The organism is Bacillus sp. NPDC094106, assembly GCF_044764345.1.
Taxonomy (GTDB): Bacteria; Bacillota; Bacilli; order Bacillales; family Bacillaceae_G; genus Bacillus_A.
Map to the genome: position 1 here is coordinate 34,092 of NZ_JBIWHY010000025.1, position 18,310 is coordinate 52,401.

The window sequence follows — 18,310 nt, forward strand, 5'->3', positions numbered from 1 at the left end:
TATCACTTTTATTGTATCTTATATATAATATTTTTTTAATTCAGGAAAATGATATACAAATACCATTCTCCTCCTGCCTCATAAATAGGGATAAATGGTATAAAATTTAAATCAACTCATCTTCTTCATCATTTATGCTTGGATGGAATGAGCTTGCACCTCTTTGATACTCATTATCTGAAAGTACAGTCGTGCTTTTTATCTTAGCACCTAATTCTCCCTCGTCAACAAATGTATCACCATCATCATTTTCTACTTCAGCAAGAGGGTCAAGTACTACGGCGGTTGATGGATAGACTTTATTTGGCTCTTCTATCACAACATCTTTTACAACTGCTTCTTCAACTAATTTTTCTTTTGTTAAATCGACATTTGTATCTTCAGAAGGTTTTGAAGAACCGAACTCCTTGTGATATTTTTTATCTTGTTCTTCATTGTACTCAGCCACCATTTTATCCAATAAATCATTTAATTCTTGTGGAATATACTCGATTTTACTAACACCAGGGGCTTGAATACTATTGTTTTTAATTAAACAATAAGTAATCTGTCCAAATTCACGATAAATAATATCAGTTGGAGAATATCTTGCTTTTGTTTCCTCTGCTTCTCTAAAGCTTTCATTAATTGGTCTATGCCCAAGCCCTCCCAATATACTGAATTTTTGCTGAGAATATCCTTTTTGCGTAGTTTTTTCAATGATTTCACCGAATTGTTTAGAGTAATATTCAGCATCTTGAGCATTACCACCAGGATAAATAATGGTATTACGAGCGTTTGTAGAAACGAGTTCAATAAAGTCTTTACCATCTTTACCACTACCCATACCAATTAAGGCACGGTTTTGTGTTGCTAAATGTGATGCTACACGATAAGAACGTCCTTGTGTTAACATGTCAGCAAACCCAGGATTTGAATAAGTTTGGAATTCATCAATATATAGCATGTTTCCTCGTCTTGTATTTTCATTACCTGGTCTTCTAAATACAGCGGATTGTAATTGGAGAATAATGAAGTAACCTAAATACTTACCTAAATCCCTTAGCTTACCTTGAGCAGTAGCGATTGTAATAATCGTACCTTCTGCAAGTGATTTATCAAAGTCAACATCTGAACCACGACCTTTAGGAGGATTAAGTACTCGTCTTAAATATTTATTTGAAACGAGTTTTGCTACTTGAGAGCGAACACCTGAGCAATGTTCATATGTTTTAGTAGCTCCTTTATCACCTGTAGCTCCAGTAAAATAATCATTTAAGAACCACAATGCAATGTCATTATTTTCTTTTGCCATAGAATCACTTTCTGAAGGTAGTTTAGAAAACTCTTGTACCATTTTCTTTCCACCGCCACCTGTATTGTGTAGCAATGTTGATAAATCAATTAATGTAGCATCATCTTTGTATAAACGTTTTAATACTTTTAATGCATTACGAATTAAGTTTTCATTCATATCTAAGAAGAATTGTGGAGAATCAGGGTTTAACATTTTGAATGTTGTCGCCATGTTCTCAATAACATCAGATTCATCTCCGAAAAGTGGGTTGAAGTAAGGGCAATCTGGAAGAACAGGGTTGAAATACTGTACTTCACGATTATAGTATCTTGCCATGGCAAAGATTTTTTCTGCTAAATCACCTTTTGGTTCAATAACTGTAACCCCTAATTCTGGATTTTGCATATCTCTATGAATCATAGGAATGATTGTTTGAGATGTTTTACCAGAACCTGTTGGACCTAAAACCAACATATGAAGATATCTATCTTTCAAAGGCAAGATTACAGGATTTTGTGTCTCAATGTTTTTACCAAGTACAGCATCACCCTGTTTTATTTCCTCTACTTTTCCACCTGCTAAAGAATCCCATATAGAGGTTTCTGATACCATTGTCATTTTGTTTTTGAATTCTTCATTTCTAAAAATAGCAATAGAACTAATAATAATTGCAAAATCAACAAGATAAATCACCTTAATCATACTGCTATAGAGTTTAGGGTCTTGGATGTGATTTAATCCAGAGATTATGAAATGGTCAAATAAAGCTAATGCCCCTATAACAAGTGAAAGTTTCAATATCTTTAATGCAAATGATTTTTTCTTATCATCGGCAAAATCTTTTAGAAATAGAAATCCTAAAGTAATTAGCAATGCAATCCCTAAATGAATAAAAAAGAAACTCTTTTTAAATAAAAAAATGGTCATCAGCATACTGCATTGAAAGGCAAACATGCCAATCATAATGCCTCCAATGTTTTCTCCCATTTGTTGTAGAGTAGAACTGTTTTTTAATTTTGATAATCGTTCATTCATTTCTTATCACCATCCTCTTGCAAGGCTTGGTGTTTATCGAAGTCTTTGTCCATATCTTTAAAGAATCGAATAGTCTTATAGTGATATGTTTTGTCTTTTGGAGCATACATACCGTAATATTCTAAAGTTGCGTTATTATATTCAATCACATACGCAATCAAATTATTTTTCTTTTCTATCTCAAATTCAATTTTATGAACACGTTCAGCCCCAACCATTGTATTTTGAATGGTTTTTAGCATCGGGTCATTGCTCTCACCACGAAGGACCTCGTGATTCAGTATCTTTACATCTCCATTTACAATTGGTGATAAACTATCAAAATCATGAATAACATCTCGTCTTTCTTTTTCTGGTAACATGATTGTACCGATTACCATCATTTCAGGGTGTCGCATGTTTTTTGCAATCTTTCCTTTTTGAAAATCAGGAGCTGTTAATGTTGACATCATAATTGATGCATCATAATAAATAGATGCGATTTTTGTATTTATACCCGTGGTGAATTGGTAATCTCCCAACTCTTCTTTTACTTTTTTCAATACCTTGTCATAACTCGCTGAACTTGAAAGTTGAATTAATTCTTTTTCAAGAGCTTTTGCTTTATCTTCAGGGTATTCTTCTTTTCCACGATTTTGACCAACTTTCATTAAATTGCTTTCGTAATTTGCACCATCTCCACCTACCATGTCTTTTTTCTCTTTCTCTGTCATTTTAGAAATTTCTTCTTTGGATAATGGTGTATACTTTTCTAAATGCTTATCGACTTTTGTTTCTTCTTTTTTTTGAATCACTTTTTCTTTTACAGCTTTATCTTCTTTCGCAAAAGGATTTGCTACTGCAAACCATATACTTGACCCAATACCAACTACAACTGTTGCTCCAAGTAAACCAAGTAAAACTTTTTCTTTTTTCATAAAATCCCCTCCTTAAAAAACAAGTCCTATATCTTATACAGAAAGGGGAATTTTAATAAAAAAAATAGGTTGCGAGATGTTCTATTCATCATCTCGCAACCTATTTCTCTAACAGACTATTATTTATTATTAAAAACAGGCTCTACCTTAGTTGTGTATTTTAGTTTTACAGTCCCTGTTTTTCCAGATAACCATGTCACTTTCTTTTCACCTGTTTCTTTTCCACTTAGCAATGCAATGGCATCTGATTTTGTAATCGTTGCTCCGCAATATTCCTTTCCAATAATTACGGTACAAGGCTCCTTATATTTTTCGCATAAATAATATTTACTTGTTTCTTTTATATTTTCTCCGCATTTAGGGCATTTGCAAATCACTTCAGTTTTTGAAGAGGAAGACTTTGTTGTATTAGGTTTTTTATTATCTGAATCAAATAACATATCAATGGAACCCTTGTTTTTGTTTACTTGTAGTTTTGCTTTCCATTTCTTTTCACCTTTTGCGAATTCTAATTCTTTAGAAGGTTTTCCACTTAAAATCTTTTTCATTTCAGCTTTAGTGATTTTTGCTTCTAAGTAAGATTTTCCAAATAGGAAATCGCAACCATTTTTATATGCTTCGCATAGGTAGAACTTTTTACCTTCAATGACATGCTTGCCACATTTCGGACAAGAACCAAGTGATTCTTTACTTGAGGATACAAACACTTTTAATTGTTTTAAATCCTCAACTTCTTTTTGGATGTATGCAATCATTTCTTTATAGAAGACATTTGGGTCAAATTGGCTTTCTTCAATGTCTAACAATTTTTCTTCCCATGTAGCGGTAAGCTCAGGGGATGTAATATCATGTCCATTTAAGGATTGAATAATGCCGATTCCATAATCCGTTGCGTATAAAGAGGTTTTCTTTCTTTCAATCATATTTAGAGAGACTAATTTTTCAACGATGTCGCCTCGTGTCGCAGGTCTACCAATTCCCTTTGATTTTTTTAAGACAAGTTTCAATTCTTCATCATCTACAAATCGACCTGCATTTTCCATTGCTGTATTTAATACTTTTTCCGTAAATCTACCAGGCTTAGTTGTTTGTTTTGTAAGTAAATTTGCGTTTTTTAATAAAACAATTTCACCTTTTTTTAATGATGGAATGATATTGTCTTTAGATTTGTAGTTGTAAAGTGCCATAAATCCCATAGATTCTAATACACTGCCTGATGTTTTAAATAAGTGACCGTTATTTTCAGTAATTACACTTGTTTTTTGACTGACCATAGGAGGTAAGAAGACACTTAAAAATCTTTTTACAATTAACATATAAATATTAATTTCTTTATCTGTTAATCGACCAAAGTCTGGTGTTAATCCTGTAGGTACAATAGCATAGTGGTCACTTACTTTTTTATCGTCAACATATTTTTTGTTACTTGCTACGTCTGAAAGGAGTTTAGAATCATTTATTACGGCCTTTGTTTTATCTGCTAACTCTGAAATCTGAAGTAAAGGTCTAAGCATATTAGGAAATTCTTTGCTAATAGCTGTTGTTAGATGTGAACTATCAGTACGAGGATAACTAACAAATTTTTTCTCGTATAAAGTCTGAGTAATACTTAATGTTTCCTTCATTGTATATCCATACGTTGAGTTTGCTTCATTTTGTAGTGCTGATAAAGAATGCAACTGAGGAGCGTATTTAATATCTTTTTCTTGGTTTACAACTTTTACCGTACTATTAATTCCTAAAGAATCAATAATCTTTTGAGCATCCACTTGTTTCGAAAATTGAGTACCACCATCTTTATTAAAGTAAAGACCTTTATATTTCCCGAAATCAGCCTCGATTTCCCAAAAATCTTTAGGGATAAAATTCTTAATCTCAAGTTCTCTATCAACTAAGATTTTTAGGGTAGGAGTCATGACTCGCCCTAAATTCATTTTTTGACCGCCTACAATGGAAAAGGCTCTTGTGAAATTCATTCCAATCAGCCAATCGAAATAAGCACGTAATTTACTGGCTTTGGTCATGTTAACTAAAGCGGGCTCGCTTTCATCTCTTAAGTTATTTAATGCTCTCTTCAATTCTTGTGCAGTTATATCATTGTGCCAAATTCTTTTGACAGGTAAGTTACACCCAATAGAATCATAGAAACTAAAGAAAATGTGTTGACCTTCTCTCCCTGGGTCACACCCATTAATGAGATAGTCGTAGTTACCGTTTTCAATAGTCTTTTTAATATCTTTATACATGTCTAATTTGTCCTTAGTCGGCTGGTAAATAAACTTATCAGGAACCAATGGAAGGGTAGCTAAATCCCAGTTTGCCCATTCCTCTTTATACTTATCAGGAGCAATCAATCCCATTGTATGTCCTGCGAAAGATTTAAACTCGATAATATCTTTGTGTCCATAAGTGTTGTATGCACTCTGGATGTCTCTCATTAAACTTGGTTTTTCTGCAATTAATAAAGCTCTTGCCATTATTACACCATCTCCATTTCGTTAACTATAGTCAATATTATATATTATTCATTGACTAAATTCAATGAACGTATATTTGATTCACTATGTTTCTTTTTGAGATATTCTATGTCTTTTGTAAATGAATTAATAAAATTATATTTTCTATTATGCTGAATTGATTTTTTATCTTGTATATAGGTTTATGTTTCGGAGGGGTTTTGAATTTGTTGAAATAAGTTGATTTTAGTAGGGGATAGCAACAATGTTCGCTAATATCTTCTAATGTGCATTCATAATAACTAAGAAATGTATAGCTCTTATAAAAATAGAGGTGGTTTATGTTATAAATATTGTCGAACATGATAGACACTTTAAATGATTTACTATAATCATGAAAAAATATATGTTATAGATAATAAAAAATAATATGTTATTGAGTTTTAAAAGATAAAGTTTAATTTTAATTAAAGGGGTTGTTTTAAAATGGAAAAACAAAATGTGTTCAATAATTGTGGTCAAGATATTTCTGATATGTTATCTGCTGATACAAAAAAAGGTAAGGATACTATTAGTGAAAAAGAGCTTAACAATGTAGTAAAAGAAGAAAACTTAGCTAATATTCAGCATCTGGCATCTGGCTTCCTAACAGAGGGTGTAAAATATTTACCTGAGATTCGGGAGAGAATGAAAGCGATGGGCCTTGAAGGTCAATTAGATACTGTATTACAAGGTCTTGGAGTAGTGAAAGAAACTGAAATGAATAAAAAATAAGGAAAGGTTATCTTTATAACTTTCCTGATAAAATAGAATTATAAGGAAGAGAAAAAAGAATTCAGTAGTCTAAAATCACTGAATTCTTTTTTGTTAATATGTTTTTCTTATTAAGAATATGTCTCAGAAGGAGTATGTGTAGCAATATCCATTCCCTTTATTTTTTCTGACCAAGAGCTTATCTTTTCCACCGTTAAATAGCCTGTATGAACACATACCGATACTGACATCGTTCATTTATTAAACTCCTTCATATGAAACATGATAATTTAATCTTTTCAACTTATAGATTTGTAGAATGGCTGAATCTAATGGTTAATGAATGGAAACGATTAATCGTTCTCTCTTGAATAAACCATCAACTTCTCTCCAAGATGTAATTAAATCATTTTTATCCATTATGTAATCTGATAGAATGATATCTTTGCTATTAATCTGCTTATCGCTAACCATTTGAGTATCAATTGTCTTTTTATCACTTGACACTTCTTCCATTACTGTTACGTTTATCATCACTTATTCCTCCAAATTGAAACATTTTTTCAAATACCTGATTTTGATATGCAAAATATTATATGTGTAAAATGCAAGAAAACAACCGATTTGACTATAGTAGATAAAATTATAATTCATCAATAAATAAGTGTAAATAAAAAACTTCTTACAATATGTAAGAAGTTTATAATTCTTTCTGTAATTTTTCTTTGATTCTTGAGTTTCTATTCGTGTCACTTATTTTTAAAATGCCTTTATTTAGTGTTTCTTCATCACCAATACTAATAAGGATTTTCTTCGCTCTTGTTCTTCCTGTATAAATTAAATTTCGAGTAGACATACTTAATTGAGAATCATGGAAAGGCATAATAACAATAGGGAATTCGCTACCTTGGCTTTTATGAATGGTAATTGCATATGCTAACTCTAATTGCTCTATATCCTTTTCTGAATAAGCAACAGGTTCATCTCTATCGGGATACTCTATATCCACCTTAAATTCACCTTCATATGTATAGATAGAAGAAACAACACCAACTTCTCCGTTATATACCCCTAATTCTTTATTGTTTTCCGTGTGAATAACTTTATCACCTGTTCTAAATGTAGTGAATTCATCCCTTTGATAGTCCATTGTAGAAGTAGGTGGATTGAAATGCAATTGAATAGCACGATTTAATTCATCTGTTCCCAAGTCTCCGATACGCATAGGGGATAAGATACAAATGTCATCTAATTTATAATGATATTTATCCATCATTCTTTTTACACTATCAATTATTTTTTTTCGAATGACTAATGAGTTCTTTTCCTGAATGAAATATTCATCACCTTTTGTATGGTCAAAACAAATTCCATCAGAGTCTTTAGTTGTCTTACCATGAATAACCTTATATGAATTCATTACAATTTGTGAGTTTTCAGCTTGACGGAATACTTTATCTAATTTCGTAACAGGAATTTTTCCACTATCAATTAAATCCCTTAAAATTAAGCCAGGACCTACGGAAGGAAGTTGGTCAACATCCCCAACAAATAGAATACGAGTATTCTCACCTATATTATTTACCAGTTTGTTAGCTAAATAGGCATCAACCATACTGAATTCATCTACAACAATAAAATCTGATGTTAGCTGATTTAATTCCTTTGTTCCTCCAAAGCTATTCAGCCCTAACCCTCTATGAATTGTCGATGCGTCCATATTTGTTAATTCGGTCATTCGTTTACTTGCTTTGCCTGTAGGGGCTAAAAGTAAAATAGTAGCTTTTGGATTTACTTTTTTGATACATTGTACAATTGTATTTGTACTCTGTGTTTTTCCTGTCCCAGGACCGCCAGTTAAGATGCTAATACCATTTAACAATGCCATGTATACAGCTTCTGCTTGCTTCTCTGCTAACTTAAAGTATTTACTTTCATAATCTTTAATAAAGTCATCAATTTGACTCTTTTGACATAATGGTGTTTTGAAAGATTTAACTAATTCTTTCAGACCTGAAATGATATTGTTTTCGATTCTGTGATAATCTGCTCTATAGATACATACTTTTCCATCATTATTTTCCTCTGTTACAAGAACACCAGAAGTAAATAAACCTTGAAGGACAGCATCTATTTTTTGAACAGGTATAGTAGTCATTTGTTCTTTAGGGTATGCTCCAACCCGAAGGATAAAGTCTTCTAATGAATCTAATAATTCATCTTTGAAAATACAAATATCACCTTTTGATTGCATTCGATATTCGATATAAAACAAGATGGCATGTTTAATTCTTTCAATACTATCACTTGTTTTTCCTAATGAGTAAGCAATCTTATCTGCATAAGTAAAATCTAACTTTGGAATAGAACAGACAACGTAAGGATTGTTTTTTATTTTAACTAAACTTGCATCCTCTAATTCATCATAAATTCGAATAGCGACAGAAGATTCTAAATCAAAAGATTGGATGAATGTAGCTAATTCTTCAAACCGTTTATGCTCAATTAATTGGTTCTGAATACTTTTAGCTCGTTTTTCTGTAATTCCGATATTTACTAAAACTTTATGGTCTTTTTCAATAAGTGAAATTGCTTCTAAACCTAATTCGTCCACAATTTTTTTTGCCGTTTTCATTCCTACTCTTGAAACTCGCTTCTTTATAAAATCTATCAATCCTTTTTTTACTTGAGGAATTGTGGCAGTAGGGGGTGAGGTGAGTTTTATCGAATAACCATATGTTTTGTTTAATTGAACAAAGCCGTTTCCTTCAAATCTATCCCCTTTGTGAACCGTATTAAAATTCCCTTGGATTCTCATTTCTTTTGTAAATTGATTTTCAGAATCATGATTCAATATATTGGCTGTAATAATATAAAACCTATCTTCAATTTTTTCATATAGTATTTTTTTTACTTCAAATTCTAATGTGAATTGTTTTCCTGTTTTAAACATTTCAATACGCCTCTCTTAGTTATACAGAAATAAACCTTTTTCTGAATGGATAATAAGTGGAGTATCTGAGTCTCCCTCAACAACAATGTATTCTGTACCATCAACGACAGATGGATACAATAGAAAATTAAGACTATCTTCTTCTTCAGGAATATAGCTCTCGATTAATAAAGTGAAGAATAAAACACCTTTATGATTTTTAACACCTTCCGTAATTCCTCTTTTTCGTAAATTATATCTATCAGGTCGTACTAAGGTTCTATTAGAAGTAATAAATCTTTCTGATGCTTTAGATATTGCAGAGTCAATATCTAATTCATTAAAGGCTTTTTTTCTTAGTAATACGGGTGTATCTGTAGAAATTCGAATTCTTACGATTTCTTTATCAGGATAAATATTCTCAATATTAAACTGAATAGAGATTTCTTTTGTTCCTCCAAAATTAGATTTATAAGTAGTATAGAAGATAAATCCTCGACGAGGAACATTAAGTACTCTTTTAGGTCGGAACATTTTTCCGACTGAACAAATCCCAATCATTTCATTCATGATAATCAATCTCCTTGTTGTGTAATAATCTCTTTTCAGCATAGCATTTTGAATTATTCCTGTCAATTATTCTTGACATAAACGAGTTAATGCTGATGAGTTAAGAATAATTCAGACTTTGAAAAATGAATATTTCTCCTGAAAAACATGTAGAATAACACACCTTAATAGGAAATATGTATGAGGAAGGTGAGGCAAATGGAAAAGGTTATTCGTATTTTAGTTGTAGACGATGCACATTTTGTTCGTGAATTAATAAAACAAGCTATAAAAAAGAAACCAGATGATGAATTCGAATATAAAATTGTAAAAGAAGCTGAAACTGGAAAAGAAGCAATAATTGACTACTTCAAGGAACAACCAGATTTTATCATATTGGATTTGAGTCTACCTGATATAAATGGATTTGATGTAATGAAACAAATACTTTCAAAAGACCCAAATGCAAAAATCATTGCAATGTCAGATAATTACAGTGATTCGATGAGAGAAAAAACAATTGCAAATGGAGCGACTTACTATGTTCCAAAACCATTTCAAAATGCGTTTCTTTGGAATGGAATGGATGCAATTATTGAGCGATTGAGGGAAGAAGGACACCAGTTTCCCTACGAAAGCTCCGAGAAGGAGCTTTTTCCAGAAGTTGTTCAAAATGAATTAAAGAAAAGTAGTGATGTAGTTGTAATGGATGGTGAAGATGAAGAAGATGAACTTTTTAAAAAAATATCCCATCCAACTAATCCTACAAGTGAAACTGTGATTGTGTTAAACGGTGAGAAAGACGATGTAAATAAAGAGAAAAGTGAAACCATTGTCATTTCTTTATTAGATAAAAAAGAAGAAAAAGATTCTATTGAGTCTTATCATGACATCCGTTCAGCAAACCATGATAACAAAATAAAAGAAAATCAATATGAAATCATATCACTTGAGCAAGATAAAAAAGAATATAATGAAGAAATAAAAAAAGATACTCATAATATAAAACAAAATAAAAAAATTTTAAGTGATAATGATATTAAAGATGCATATTATATTGAAGATATAGAAACTCCTGAGGAGGAAGTCCTAAATTTGGATGAAGAAAGTGCGAAAAAGAGTCAAACACCATTAGAACCAATTGATGAATTAAAACAAAAGAATAATTCATACAATGAAGTATCTAATGATAATGGTGAATCTTCACAAAAGACGTTTTCTATTCGTCCACCAAGGGATAAGGCTTTGAAACAAATGTATGAAGAACAGTATCAAGCCTATCCAAGCTTCTATGAAGCAGGAGATTCTCAAAATGAAAAAAAAGAAGAAGATAATAAAAAAAAGAAAAAAGGACTATTTTCTTCATTAAAAAAAATTTTTAAGAAAGACTAAGGGGGAATTATACATGGAAATGACAAAATTTAAAGATGCAATTGAAAAAGGAACAGTATTTAGTGGAACGGTGCGTTTAGTACAACGTCACGAATCGTTAGATACAGATATTTTAATGACTGAATTAGATGGTGTACAAGTAGTTATTGCTCGTGAGGAAGTTGATATTCGACAAGTAAAAACATCTCTTGTAAACTTCATTGGTAGAAAGGTGTCATTTGTTATTTTATCTGTAGATGAAGAAAATGGAGTATTAATGGCTTCTCGAAAAGCAGTAGAAGAAAGGAAACGTGATGCATTAATTTCTAAGCTTGAAGAAGGTGCAGAGTTCGATGCGAAAATCACAAAAGTTTTACGCTTTGGTGCTTTTGTTGAAATCAATGGTGTTTCAGTTCTTTTACGAAACTCTGATTTTGCTGAAGGTTTCACGTCTTTACGTGAAGTGAAACAAGCGGGCGATGTAGTAAAAGTAAAACTAACAAAAGTAACAGAAAATCATCGAATTTTAGTACAGGCTGTTGAGAAGTTCAAAACGAATTCAGTAATGAGTTTAGATAAATTCGAACCAAATCAAGTTGTATTAGGCCGTATTAGAAGCGTAAAACCATGGGGATGTTTCGTATGTATTGAAGCAAATATTGATGCTTTATGCCCAATCCCTGGGACATTTGATGTTGAAGAAGATATGCTTGTGAGCTTCCGTATTACACAAGTTCGTGTAGATGAGAAGAAAGTACGTGGTAAAATCATTAACATTTTACCAGATGAAATTGAAGAATAAGATTGTAATAGAACTAAGGATAAGATAGCAAGAGAATTTATCTCTTGCTATCTTTATATCACGAAAGGAGATGTTGTCATGTATCTAAAAGAATTAGAAAAGCTATCTGATATTCCTGACGACTTAAGACAAACGTTTCAAAATAAATTTACAAATACGGTTTCTAAAAATGAAATTATTAAAATGAAAAATAACGGAAAATTAACAGAACGAGATTTAGATATTGCTAAGTTCTTATTTAAATTTAGATTTGCAACAGCGGAACAGATTCAACAATACTTAGAGGTTTTAAGTGGAAATCCTGAAGATGGTTCTTCTATTTATGCGATTAGAAATCGTTTAGAAAAATTAGTTCAAAATAGAGTGTTGAATAAGTTTATGCTTGGAGATTTTGAAGAAGAGCATATGAAGCAAGATGCATTCCCGTTTTATTGTTTAGATTTAGGAGGAAAATACCTGGTTACTCACTATTCGAACGAAGATACATTTGATTGGTATATGATTACCAATATGAAAACATCTGAAATCATTGTGAAAGATTTGATTTCTACTCAATTCTATTTGCAATTAATGAAAACATGTCCTGGTAAAATCGTATTTTTCAATGTGAATCCTGAATTAAGAGTGGGAAATAAGAATATTATTCCGTCATTTGAGTTTTGTATGAAATTAGATGGTTTAGTTGGGCAACATAGGTATTTCATAGGTGAAATTGGAAGGGATGCAGATGTACCTCTTTTATTTAGACAAAAATCAGAAAAATTGGAACAACTTATTACTACAAATGCATGGAAAAAATATTACTACGATAGTGATATTCCACCTGTTTTATTCATAGTAAGTGAAACAGATGTTTTAGCAAAAGAATGTGGAAAAATCTTAGATACTTGTACAGAAATTAAAAATTATCGTTTTACTACATATGATAGAATGAAACGACCTTTGTATGAAAAAGGAGCATTTCTCAAATATGTTCCAGATGTAGAGGCCTTAATGGAAACAAAAGCTGTTACTTTCAAAGAGTAAAAAGTACCGTTATACATAACGGTACTTTTTATTTTGACCCTGCTCCTGTCGTAATCGAAACAAATAGCATGTAAAGAAGTGGAATTGCTCCAAGGAGTCCTGTACAAATCCCTACAACTAATAATTCATTTGTAATTTCTTTTCTTTTAGTTGGATTATCTGCATGTGCTCCTAATCGCATGAATAGGACAATAAATGCTAAAATTCCCGTCATTACGCCAAAGCCTATAAATCCTGCTATGTGAATTTTATATTCAGCAATAAAACCATTAAAAGCATCTTTAAATTTTGCTCCTAATTGAGATTCCGCATGAGTTAAATATGTGGATAGAAGAAATGTATACATTAGTGTAGCTGTAAAAAGAAATCTCTTTGATATATTTCGTAATAAAACCATTCTAATCCCTCCCCTTGTATGTTTAGATTCTTTATCATATGTTTTTTCAGACCTATACTTTATGATATTAATGCTCTATCAATTGTTATATTTTATTTGACTATAGTTAATAAATATTCTATATTTCTAATATATTTAGTATGCGTATAAATTTGGTATATAGATATATTTATTCTGATAGGAGCGAAGGAAAATGACTAAGAATGGATTGTTCATTTCTATTGAAGGTGGAGAAGGTTCAGGTAAATCAGTTTTAATTCAAGGATTGCTTCATTATTTTGAAAAACAAGGCATTGTGTGTATGGCATCACGAGAACCTGGTGGTATTAAGGTTGCGGAGAATATTAGAGAGCTTATTTTTGAAAATGAGATGGATGCTATAACAGAGACTTTATTGTTTGCTTCTGCAAGAAGAGAACATTGTAAGAAAAAGATATTACCTGCATTGGAACAAGGGAAAGTTGTTATTTGTGACCGTTTTGTTGATAGTTCGATTATTTATCAGGGCTATGTTCAAAACGTAGGGATGGATAAAGTACGAAGTATCAACTCACAAGCTCTTGATGGATTGATAATGCCCCATTTGACACTTTACTTAGATATTGAACCTCAAGTTGCTTTAAATCGAATTCGTCAAAACAATAGAGAGACAAATCGTTTTGATGATGAGTCTATAGAATTTCATAATAAAGTGCGAAATGGCTATTTACTTATTGCAAAAGAGTATTCCAATCGTATAAAGAAAATAGATGCATCTCTTTCAATAGAAAGTGTGCTTAATCAGGCGATTCAACAAATAAAAACGATTCTATAATCACTTGCAAAAGCAGGTGATTTTTTCTTTTTTCGTTAAAAATAATTGACGAATGATTTAGTTGGATTATATAATGAAGTCAAATTTAAAAACATGTATGTACGATAAAGTGAAGGAACGTGAGGGTTTAAAATGAAAATTCAAGATTTAAATGAATTGAACAAAATGGGCTACTTGGTTCTCGATGGAGAAATTGCAGTAATAAATAAAGTAGAAGAAGTTTTGAAAGAAAGAGGTTTAGAGCAGGTTGATTTAGCAAAAATGACAGGTCTGTCAAGGCAATACATTAATTCTGTAATTAAAGGAAATATTCGTCCTGGTGTAGATTCTGCAATTAAAATTTCTTATGTATTAGATATGGCAGTTGAAGAATTGTTCAACTTAAAAGAAAGCGCATGGACCTCTGATATTAAAGATACAGGTGAGGAAACATTATTTTTAGATATTTGTGAGATGGAGATAATAGGAAAGAAAGTAATGGAACATCAGATAAAAAAAGAAAGTGAAGAGCTTTCATCATCATCTGGCTATATATACGTAGATACAGAAACAGATAAGAAATTAACAAAAGAAGTGTATGAATCATTACTAAATGATTTTATTGAAGAACGTATTCATAAAGAAATTGAAGAAGTCAAAAACTCATTAGAACGTGGTATGTCTAAAAAAGCAGTTGAATCCAGAGCAAGAAAACAAATTCAAACAGAATTTGACAAGCGATACACGGAAAGATATAAGAAATTAGCAAAGATTGTAACTCCTCTTGTAAATAAACAAAACCGATAAAAATTATTGAGTCTGAATGTATTCAGGCTCTTTTTTATTCGCCCATCTTAATGGAGTGAAACGCCTTAGCTATGAATATAATAAGGCACTCTATAGGAAAGAAAGGGTGATAAAAAATGAATCATCATGCTCATAAAATTGGTGGTGTTTGTGCAGCGGTCATTGCTTGTACAGCAATGATGCAGTCTCCGATTACATACGATAAGTGCTTATTATCGGGCACATTATTAATTGGTAGCTTTATAGGTAGTCTCTTACCTGACATAGACCATCCAAATAGTAAGGTAGGAAAGAAATTAAAATTACTTTCGTGGGGAATTAACAAAGTGTTCGGTCATCGAGGACTTACACATACACTTCTTTTTACTATGCTATTATCTATATTATTATTCTTTTGCACAACCTTTTTCAATGGCTATTTGCAGGTTATGTATTCACAGTTTGTAATAGGTGTAACCGTTGGATATTTAAGTCACTTGTTATTGGACAGCATGACAAAATCAGGTGTACCTCTTTTATATCCGTTTACAAAAAAGCATTTTCGAATAGCTAAGTTCAAAACAAACCGTGATGAATTTATAGTCTCAAGCATATGTATTGTCGTTACATCGGTAATTGTTGCGATTTTGATTTGACAGATATTGTCGAACATTTCTTTTCTTATTATTTTGTAATGAGTAAACATCTATAAAACTATAATAAATGGATATTTAGAAAACAGGGATTCTACAAATTTAATCACTAAGGAGACAATAGTTATGAACACAACTTTAAACCAAAAAGGTAAGGAATTAGTAGAATTAAAGACTCGATTAGAAGGTGCTTTAGCTGATAATTTTATGAAGGAAGCTATGACGGATTTAATCCATAAAAAATTAAATACGGAAGAAGCGAAAATGGTTCTATCTGCTCCCTCTGCTAATGCTCTTATGAGACGATTAGAAGGAATGAGCCAGTACAGAATGCCTGAAGAAAATATAATGCTAAAAAAAATCATTGAGATTACAGATGCTATAAAAAAACATGCACAGCCTGTTCAATCTGTAGGGAGTTTTTATCAAAAACAATCTCAAAAGCAGTATCATTTGAAGTTCTCTGTCGATGTAGATGTGGAGAAAGAAACTTGTGTTGTTGTAAAACGCATTGGTTTAGGAGAAGAGTTTTTGGAAAATTATTTTAAGGTAACAGATAATAAAAAGCTCAAATCTCTAATGAAGGAAAATGCTTTTTTACATCAATACGTGGATATGCGTGTATGTGCTGTACTAAATAAAGTATTAAAGAACATTAGTGCTAATCATAAAGAAGGTATTCATATTTCTGTTTCTGATGCATATTTTTCATCTCAAGTAGAATTGTACAATGTTGATGTTCAATTTGAATTTAGTTCTAAAAAGAACATAAATGATGTTGGTAAGCAAATAGCTTATATGCTTCGTAGATTAGAAGATGATGTGAAGTTTAAAGAGATTTAATAAAAGGGTCCCTCAAAGGGTCTTTTTGTTTTGGATATGATTATCTACTTGAAGATGAATTCTTGATGGCATTTTCGGACTTCTCAATTATCTCTTTTGTATGTGGAGACATACCTGAATCAGGAGTTTTTGAACCAGATTTTTTACTCATAAATTAACCGCCTTTCAATGGAATAAAAAAGAAGATGTACCTTTGTACATCTCCATTTATTCCCGTTTTAACGAGGATTTATACTATATTCTTTAATGATATTTTCGTTTTTATCAATGATTCGTTTTGTGTAAGGACTCATACTGGCAGTTGTTGGAGTAGAGACTCTACTTCTTTTCTTTTGATTCGTAGAACGAAAAGCATTTTGTATAGGTACAGCTTGTCCCTCAGATTTTTCAGGCGTTTTCCTCATCTTCAACATCTCCTCTCTCATCACGCTCACAAATTGCTAAATCATACACATGTATTAATAAGAAAAAAATATCTACATCTATTTCTGTTACAACTTTCTTAGAGGAAATTTGCAAAATATGCTCTTGTTCTAACACTGTAATCGGAGCAAGTGCTATTTTGCTATCTTTGCTATAGAATGTTTTCTTGTCAACTAATGTCCCAATGGATTCTGTACGGTTGTCTAAAGAGAGTAGGTCGATAAGTTCTCTCATTTCTGCTTGAGAACTAAAACGATTTAAAGATACTTCAATTTTATTCTCTTCCCCGTAGTTTCTTAATACGTTGGACAATCCTGTTATGTACATTGTATCATCTTGTATATTTTCTTCAATAGTTACATCTCCTATATATGTAACAAGAGACTTCATTTTTTCACTAAAGGATAGTACCAATTGATTGCTATCTTTTAGTGCTTCTATAGGCTCATTTAATTCGGCAGGTCCTATCTTTTTAACTAAAGGTGTTTGAAAGACTGCGATATCTATGAGTACCGCAGAAATGAATGCATATAAAAAGTGTAATGAGTTCTTATCTGTAATGGGATAATTCGTAACAACATAACATGCACCGATTACAAATAGTAGGTTCAAAATTTTCGAAAGAGCAAAATGTTGAACCTACTATCCTTCTTTGTTAGTTTATCTGTAAAAGACAACAATATTAAATAAGTAAAAAGATATACGACAGCAAGCCAAAGAGCTACTTTTCCTGCAAATATCAATTTATCATCCCCCTTATATATCTATTTCTATCTTTTATCTTATTATATATAAATTCGATAAGACCTTTCTATAATCTTTTTTTATGTAAAACCTATTTTTATTGACTATAATACTTTACAATAATATTTTTATTGACTATAGTTGATAAAGGAAGGTGATGATAGTATGAATGAACATTTAAAGACAAAATGGATTCGCCCAGAAGATACGGTTGAGAGAAGAGAGAAGTTACAGGCACTAAGAAAGGCTAAAGAATTAAAGCATTTAGCAGATTGTGTCTTAGAAATACTATATAATAGAGGATTTGATACGGTAGAAAAAATCGAATCATTTTTACATATGGATATTACAGATATACATAACCCGCAATTGATGAAAGATAGTGATAAAGCAGTCTCTCTTCTTATTCATGCGATTGAACATAGTTTACATATAGTTGTCTATGGAGATTACGATTGTGGTGCGACACGTTTCTAAGTGAAAAGCTTAGACACTGAGGGGATGATTAATATCCTCAGGAGAACTGATTTCTTGATAGGTGGAATGATGGGGTA

General features: G+C 31.5%; 18 protein-coding genes. 9 read left to right on the forward strand and 9 right to left on the reverse strand.

Translation table 11 applies throughout. The annotated features are described in order from the left end of the window. Window positions 1-106: 106 nt before the first annotated feature. The 3 genes from ACIQ7L_RS25350 to ACIQ7L_RS25360 form a co-directional block, all read right to left on the reverse strand. Entirely contained in the window at window positions 107-2,311 is a 2,205-nt protein-coding gene (locus tag ACIQ7L_RS25350) for a type IV secretory system conjugative DNA transfer family protein (RefSeq protein WP_400572639.1), read from the reverse strand. Then, window positions 2,308-3,228, reverse strand: a complete 921-nt coding sequence (locus ACIQ7L_RS25355; RefSeq protein ID WP_400572641.1) for a hypothetical protein — start codon at window positions 3,226-3,228, stop codon at window positions 2,308-2,310. Before ACIQ7L_RS25355 ends, ACIQ7L_RS25350 begins: the two co-directional genes overlap by 4 nt. Window positions 3,229-3,347: 119 nt before the next feature. Continuing rightward, complete coding sequence (locus ACIQ7L_RS25360; protein ID WP_400572643.1) at window positions 3,348-5,705, reverse strand: DNA topoisomerase; 2,358 nt, start codon at window positions 5,703-5,705, stop codon at window positions 3,348-3,350. A gap of 465 nt (window positions 5,706-6,170) precedes the next feature. Here ACIQ7L_RS25360 and ACIQ7L_RS25365 point away from each other — a divergent pair, with 465 nt between their 5' ends. Further along, window positions 6,171-6,458 (forward strand): hypothetical protein, encoded by a 288-nt coding sequence (locus tag ACIQ7L_RS25365; protein WP_400572645.1) that lies wholly within the window; start codon window positions 6,171-6,173, stop codon window positions 6,456-6,458. Window positions 6,459-6,773: 315 nt separating this feature from the next. Here the strand turns inward: ACIQ7L_RS25365 and ACIQ7L_RS25370 are convergent, their stop codons facing one another. The 3 genes from ACIQ7L_RS25370 to ACIQ7L_RS25380 form a co-directional block, all read right to left on the reverse strand. After that, a complete protein-coding gene (locus ACIQ7L_RS25370) occupies window positions 6,774-6,971 on the reverse strand; it encodes a hypothetical protein (RefSeq protein WP_400572647.1) in 198 nt (65 codons plus the stop codon). Between the two features lie 166 nt (window positions 6,972-7,137). Further along, on the reverse strand, window positions 7,138-9,390 hold the full coding sequence (gene recD2, locus ACIQ7L_RS25375) for an SF1B family DNA helicase RecD2 (RefSeq protein ID WP_400572649.1): 2,253 nt from the start codon (window positions 9,388-9,390) through the stop codon (window positions 7,138-7,140). A 15-nt stretch (window positions 9,391-9,405) separates the two neighbouring features. After that, complete coding sequence (locus tag ACIQ7L_RS25380) at window positions 9,406-9,939, reverse strand: hypothetical protein (RefSeq protein WP_400572651.1); 534 nt, start codon at window positions 9,937-9,939, stop codon at window positions 9,406-9,408. A 198-nt stretch (window positions 9,940-10,137) separates the two neighbouring features. Between ACIQ7L_RS25380 and ACIQ7L_RS25385 the strand changes: the two genes are divergently transcribed. From ACIQ7L_RS25385 to ACIQ7L_RS25395, 3 genes are all read left to right on the forward strand, one after another. Next, window positions 10,138-11,310 carry a response regulator gene (locus ACIQ7L_RS25385; RefSeq protein ID WP_400572653.1) on the forward strand — a complete coding sequence of 391 codons (1,173 nt, stop codon included), beginning with the start codon at window positions 10,138-10,140 and terminating at the stop codon, window positions 11,308-11,310. A gap of 13 nt (window positions 11,311-11,323) precedes the next feature. Next, entirely contained in the window at window positions 11,324-12,091 is a 768-nt protein-coding gene (locus ACIQ7L_RS25390; protein ID WP_400572654.1) for a S1 RNA-binding domain-containing protein, read from the forward strand. A 78-nt stretch (window positions 12,092-12,169) separates the two neighbouring features. Beyond that, on the forward strand, window positions 12,170-13,117 hold the full coding sequence (locus ACIQ7L_RS25395; protein WP_400572656.1) for a hypothetical protein: 948 nt from the start codon (window positions 12,170-12,172) through the stop codon (window positions 13,115-13,117). Window positions 13,118-13,145: 28 nt separating this feature from the next. Here the strand turns inward: ACIQ7L_RS25395 and ACIQ7L_RS25400 are convergent, their stop codons facing one another. Next, window positions 13,146-13,514, reverse strand: a complete 369-nt coding sequence (locus tag ACIQ7L_RS25400) for a hypothetical protein (RefSeq protein ID WP_400572658.1) — start codon at window positions 13,512-13,514, stop codon at window positions 13,146-13,148. A 193-nt stretch (window positions 13,515-13,707) separates the two neighbouring features. On the opposite strand from ACIQ7L_RS25400, the gene tmk reads away from it, so the two are divergent. The 4 genes from tmk to ACIQ7L_RS25420 all read left to right on the forward strand — a co-directional run bounded on the left by tmk (window position 13,708) and on the right by ACIQ7L_RS25420 (window position 16,589). After that, entirely contained in the window at window positions 13,708-14,328 is a 621-nt protein-coding gene (gene tmk / locus ACIQ7L_RS25405) for a dTMP kinase (protein ID WP_400572660.1), read from the forward strand. A gap of 132 nt (window positions 14,329-14,460) precedes the next feature. Further along, window positions 14,461-15,114, forward strand: a complete 654-nt coding sequence (locus ACIQ7L_RS25410) for a helix-turn-helix transcriptional regulator (protein WP_400572662.1) — start codon at window positions 14,461-14,463, stop codon at window positions 15,112-15,114. A gap of 116 nt (window positions 15,115-15,230) precedes the next feature. Further along, entirely contained in the window at window positions 15,231-15,749 is a 519-nt protein-coding gene (locus ACIQ7L_RS25415) for a metal-dependent hydrolase (RefSeq protein ID WP_400572664.1), read from the forward strand. 123 nt (window positions 15,750-15,872) lie between these two features. Beyond that, window positions 15,873-16,589 carry a hypothetical protein gene (locus tag ACIQ7L_RS25420; protein ID WP_400572666.1) on the forward strand — a complete coding sequence of 239 codons (717 nt, stop codon included), beginning with the start codon at window positions 15,873-15,875 and terminating at the stop codon, window positions 16,587-16,589. Window positions 16,590-16,807: 218 nt separating this feature from the next. On the opposite strand, the gene ACIQ7L_RS25425 is transcribed toward ACIQ7L_RS25420, so the two are convergent. Then, on the reverse strand, window positions 16,808-16,993 hold the full coding sequence (locus tag ACIQ7L_RS25425; RefSeq protein ID WP_400572668.1) for a hypothetical protein: 186 nt from the start codon (window positions 16,991-16,993) through the stop codon (window positions 16,808-16,810). Then, window positions 16,977-17,624, reverse strand: coding sequence for a type II toxin-antitoxin system SpoIISA family toxin (locus ACIQ7L_RS25430; protein WP_400572669.1), 648 nt, complete (start codon window positions 17,622-17,624; stop codon window positions 16,977-16,979). Before ACIQ7L_RS25430 ends, ACIQ7L_RS25425 begins: the two co-directional genes overlap by 17 nt. A 297-nt stretch (window positions 17,625-17,921) precedes the next feature. On the opposite strand from ACIQ7L_RS25430, the gene ACIQ7L_RS25435 reads away from it, so the two are divergent. Beyond that, window positions 17,922-18,233: a single-stranded DNA-binding protein gene (locus ACIQ7L_RS25435; RefSeq protein ID WP_400572671.1), complete on the forward strand. Its 312-nt coding sequence runs from the start codon at window positions 17,922-17,924 to the stop codon at window positions 18,231-18,233. Window positions 18,234-18,310 lie beyond the last annotated feature (77 nt).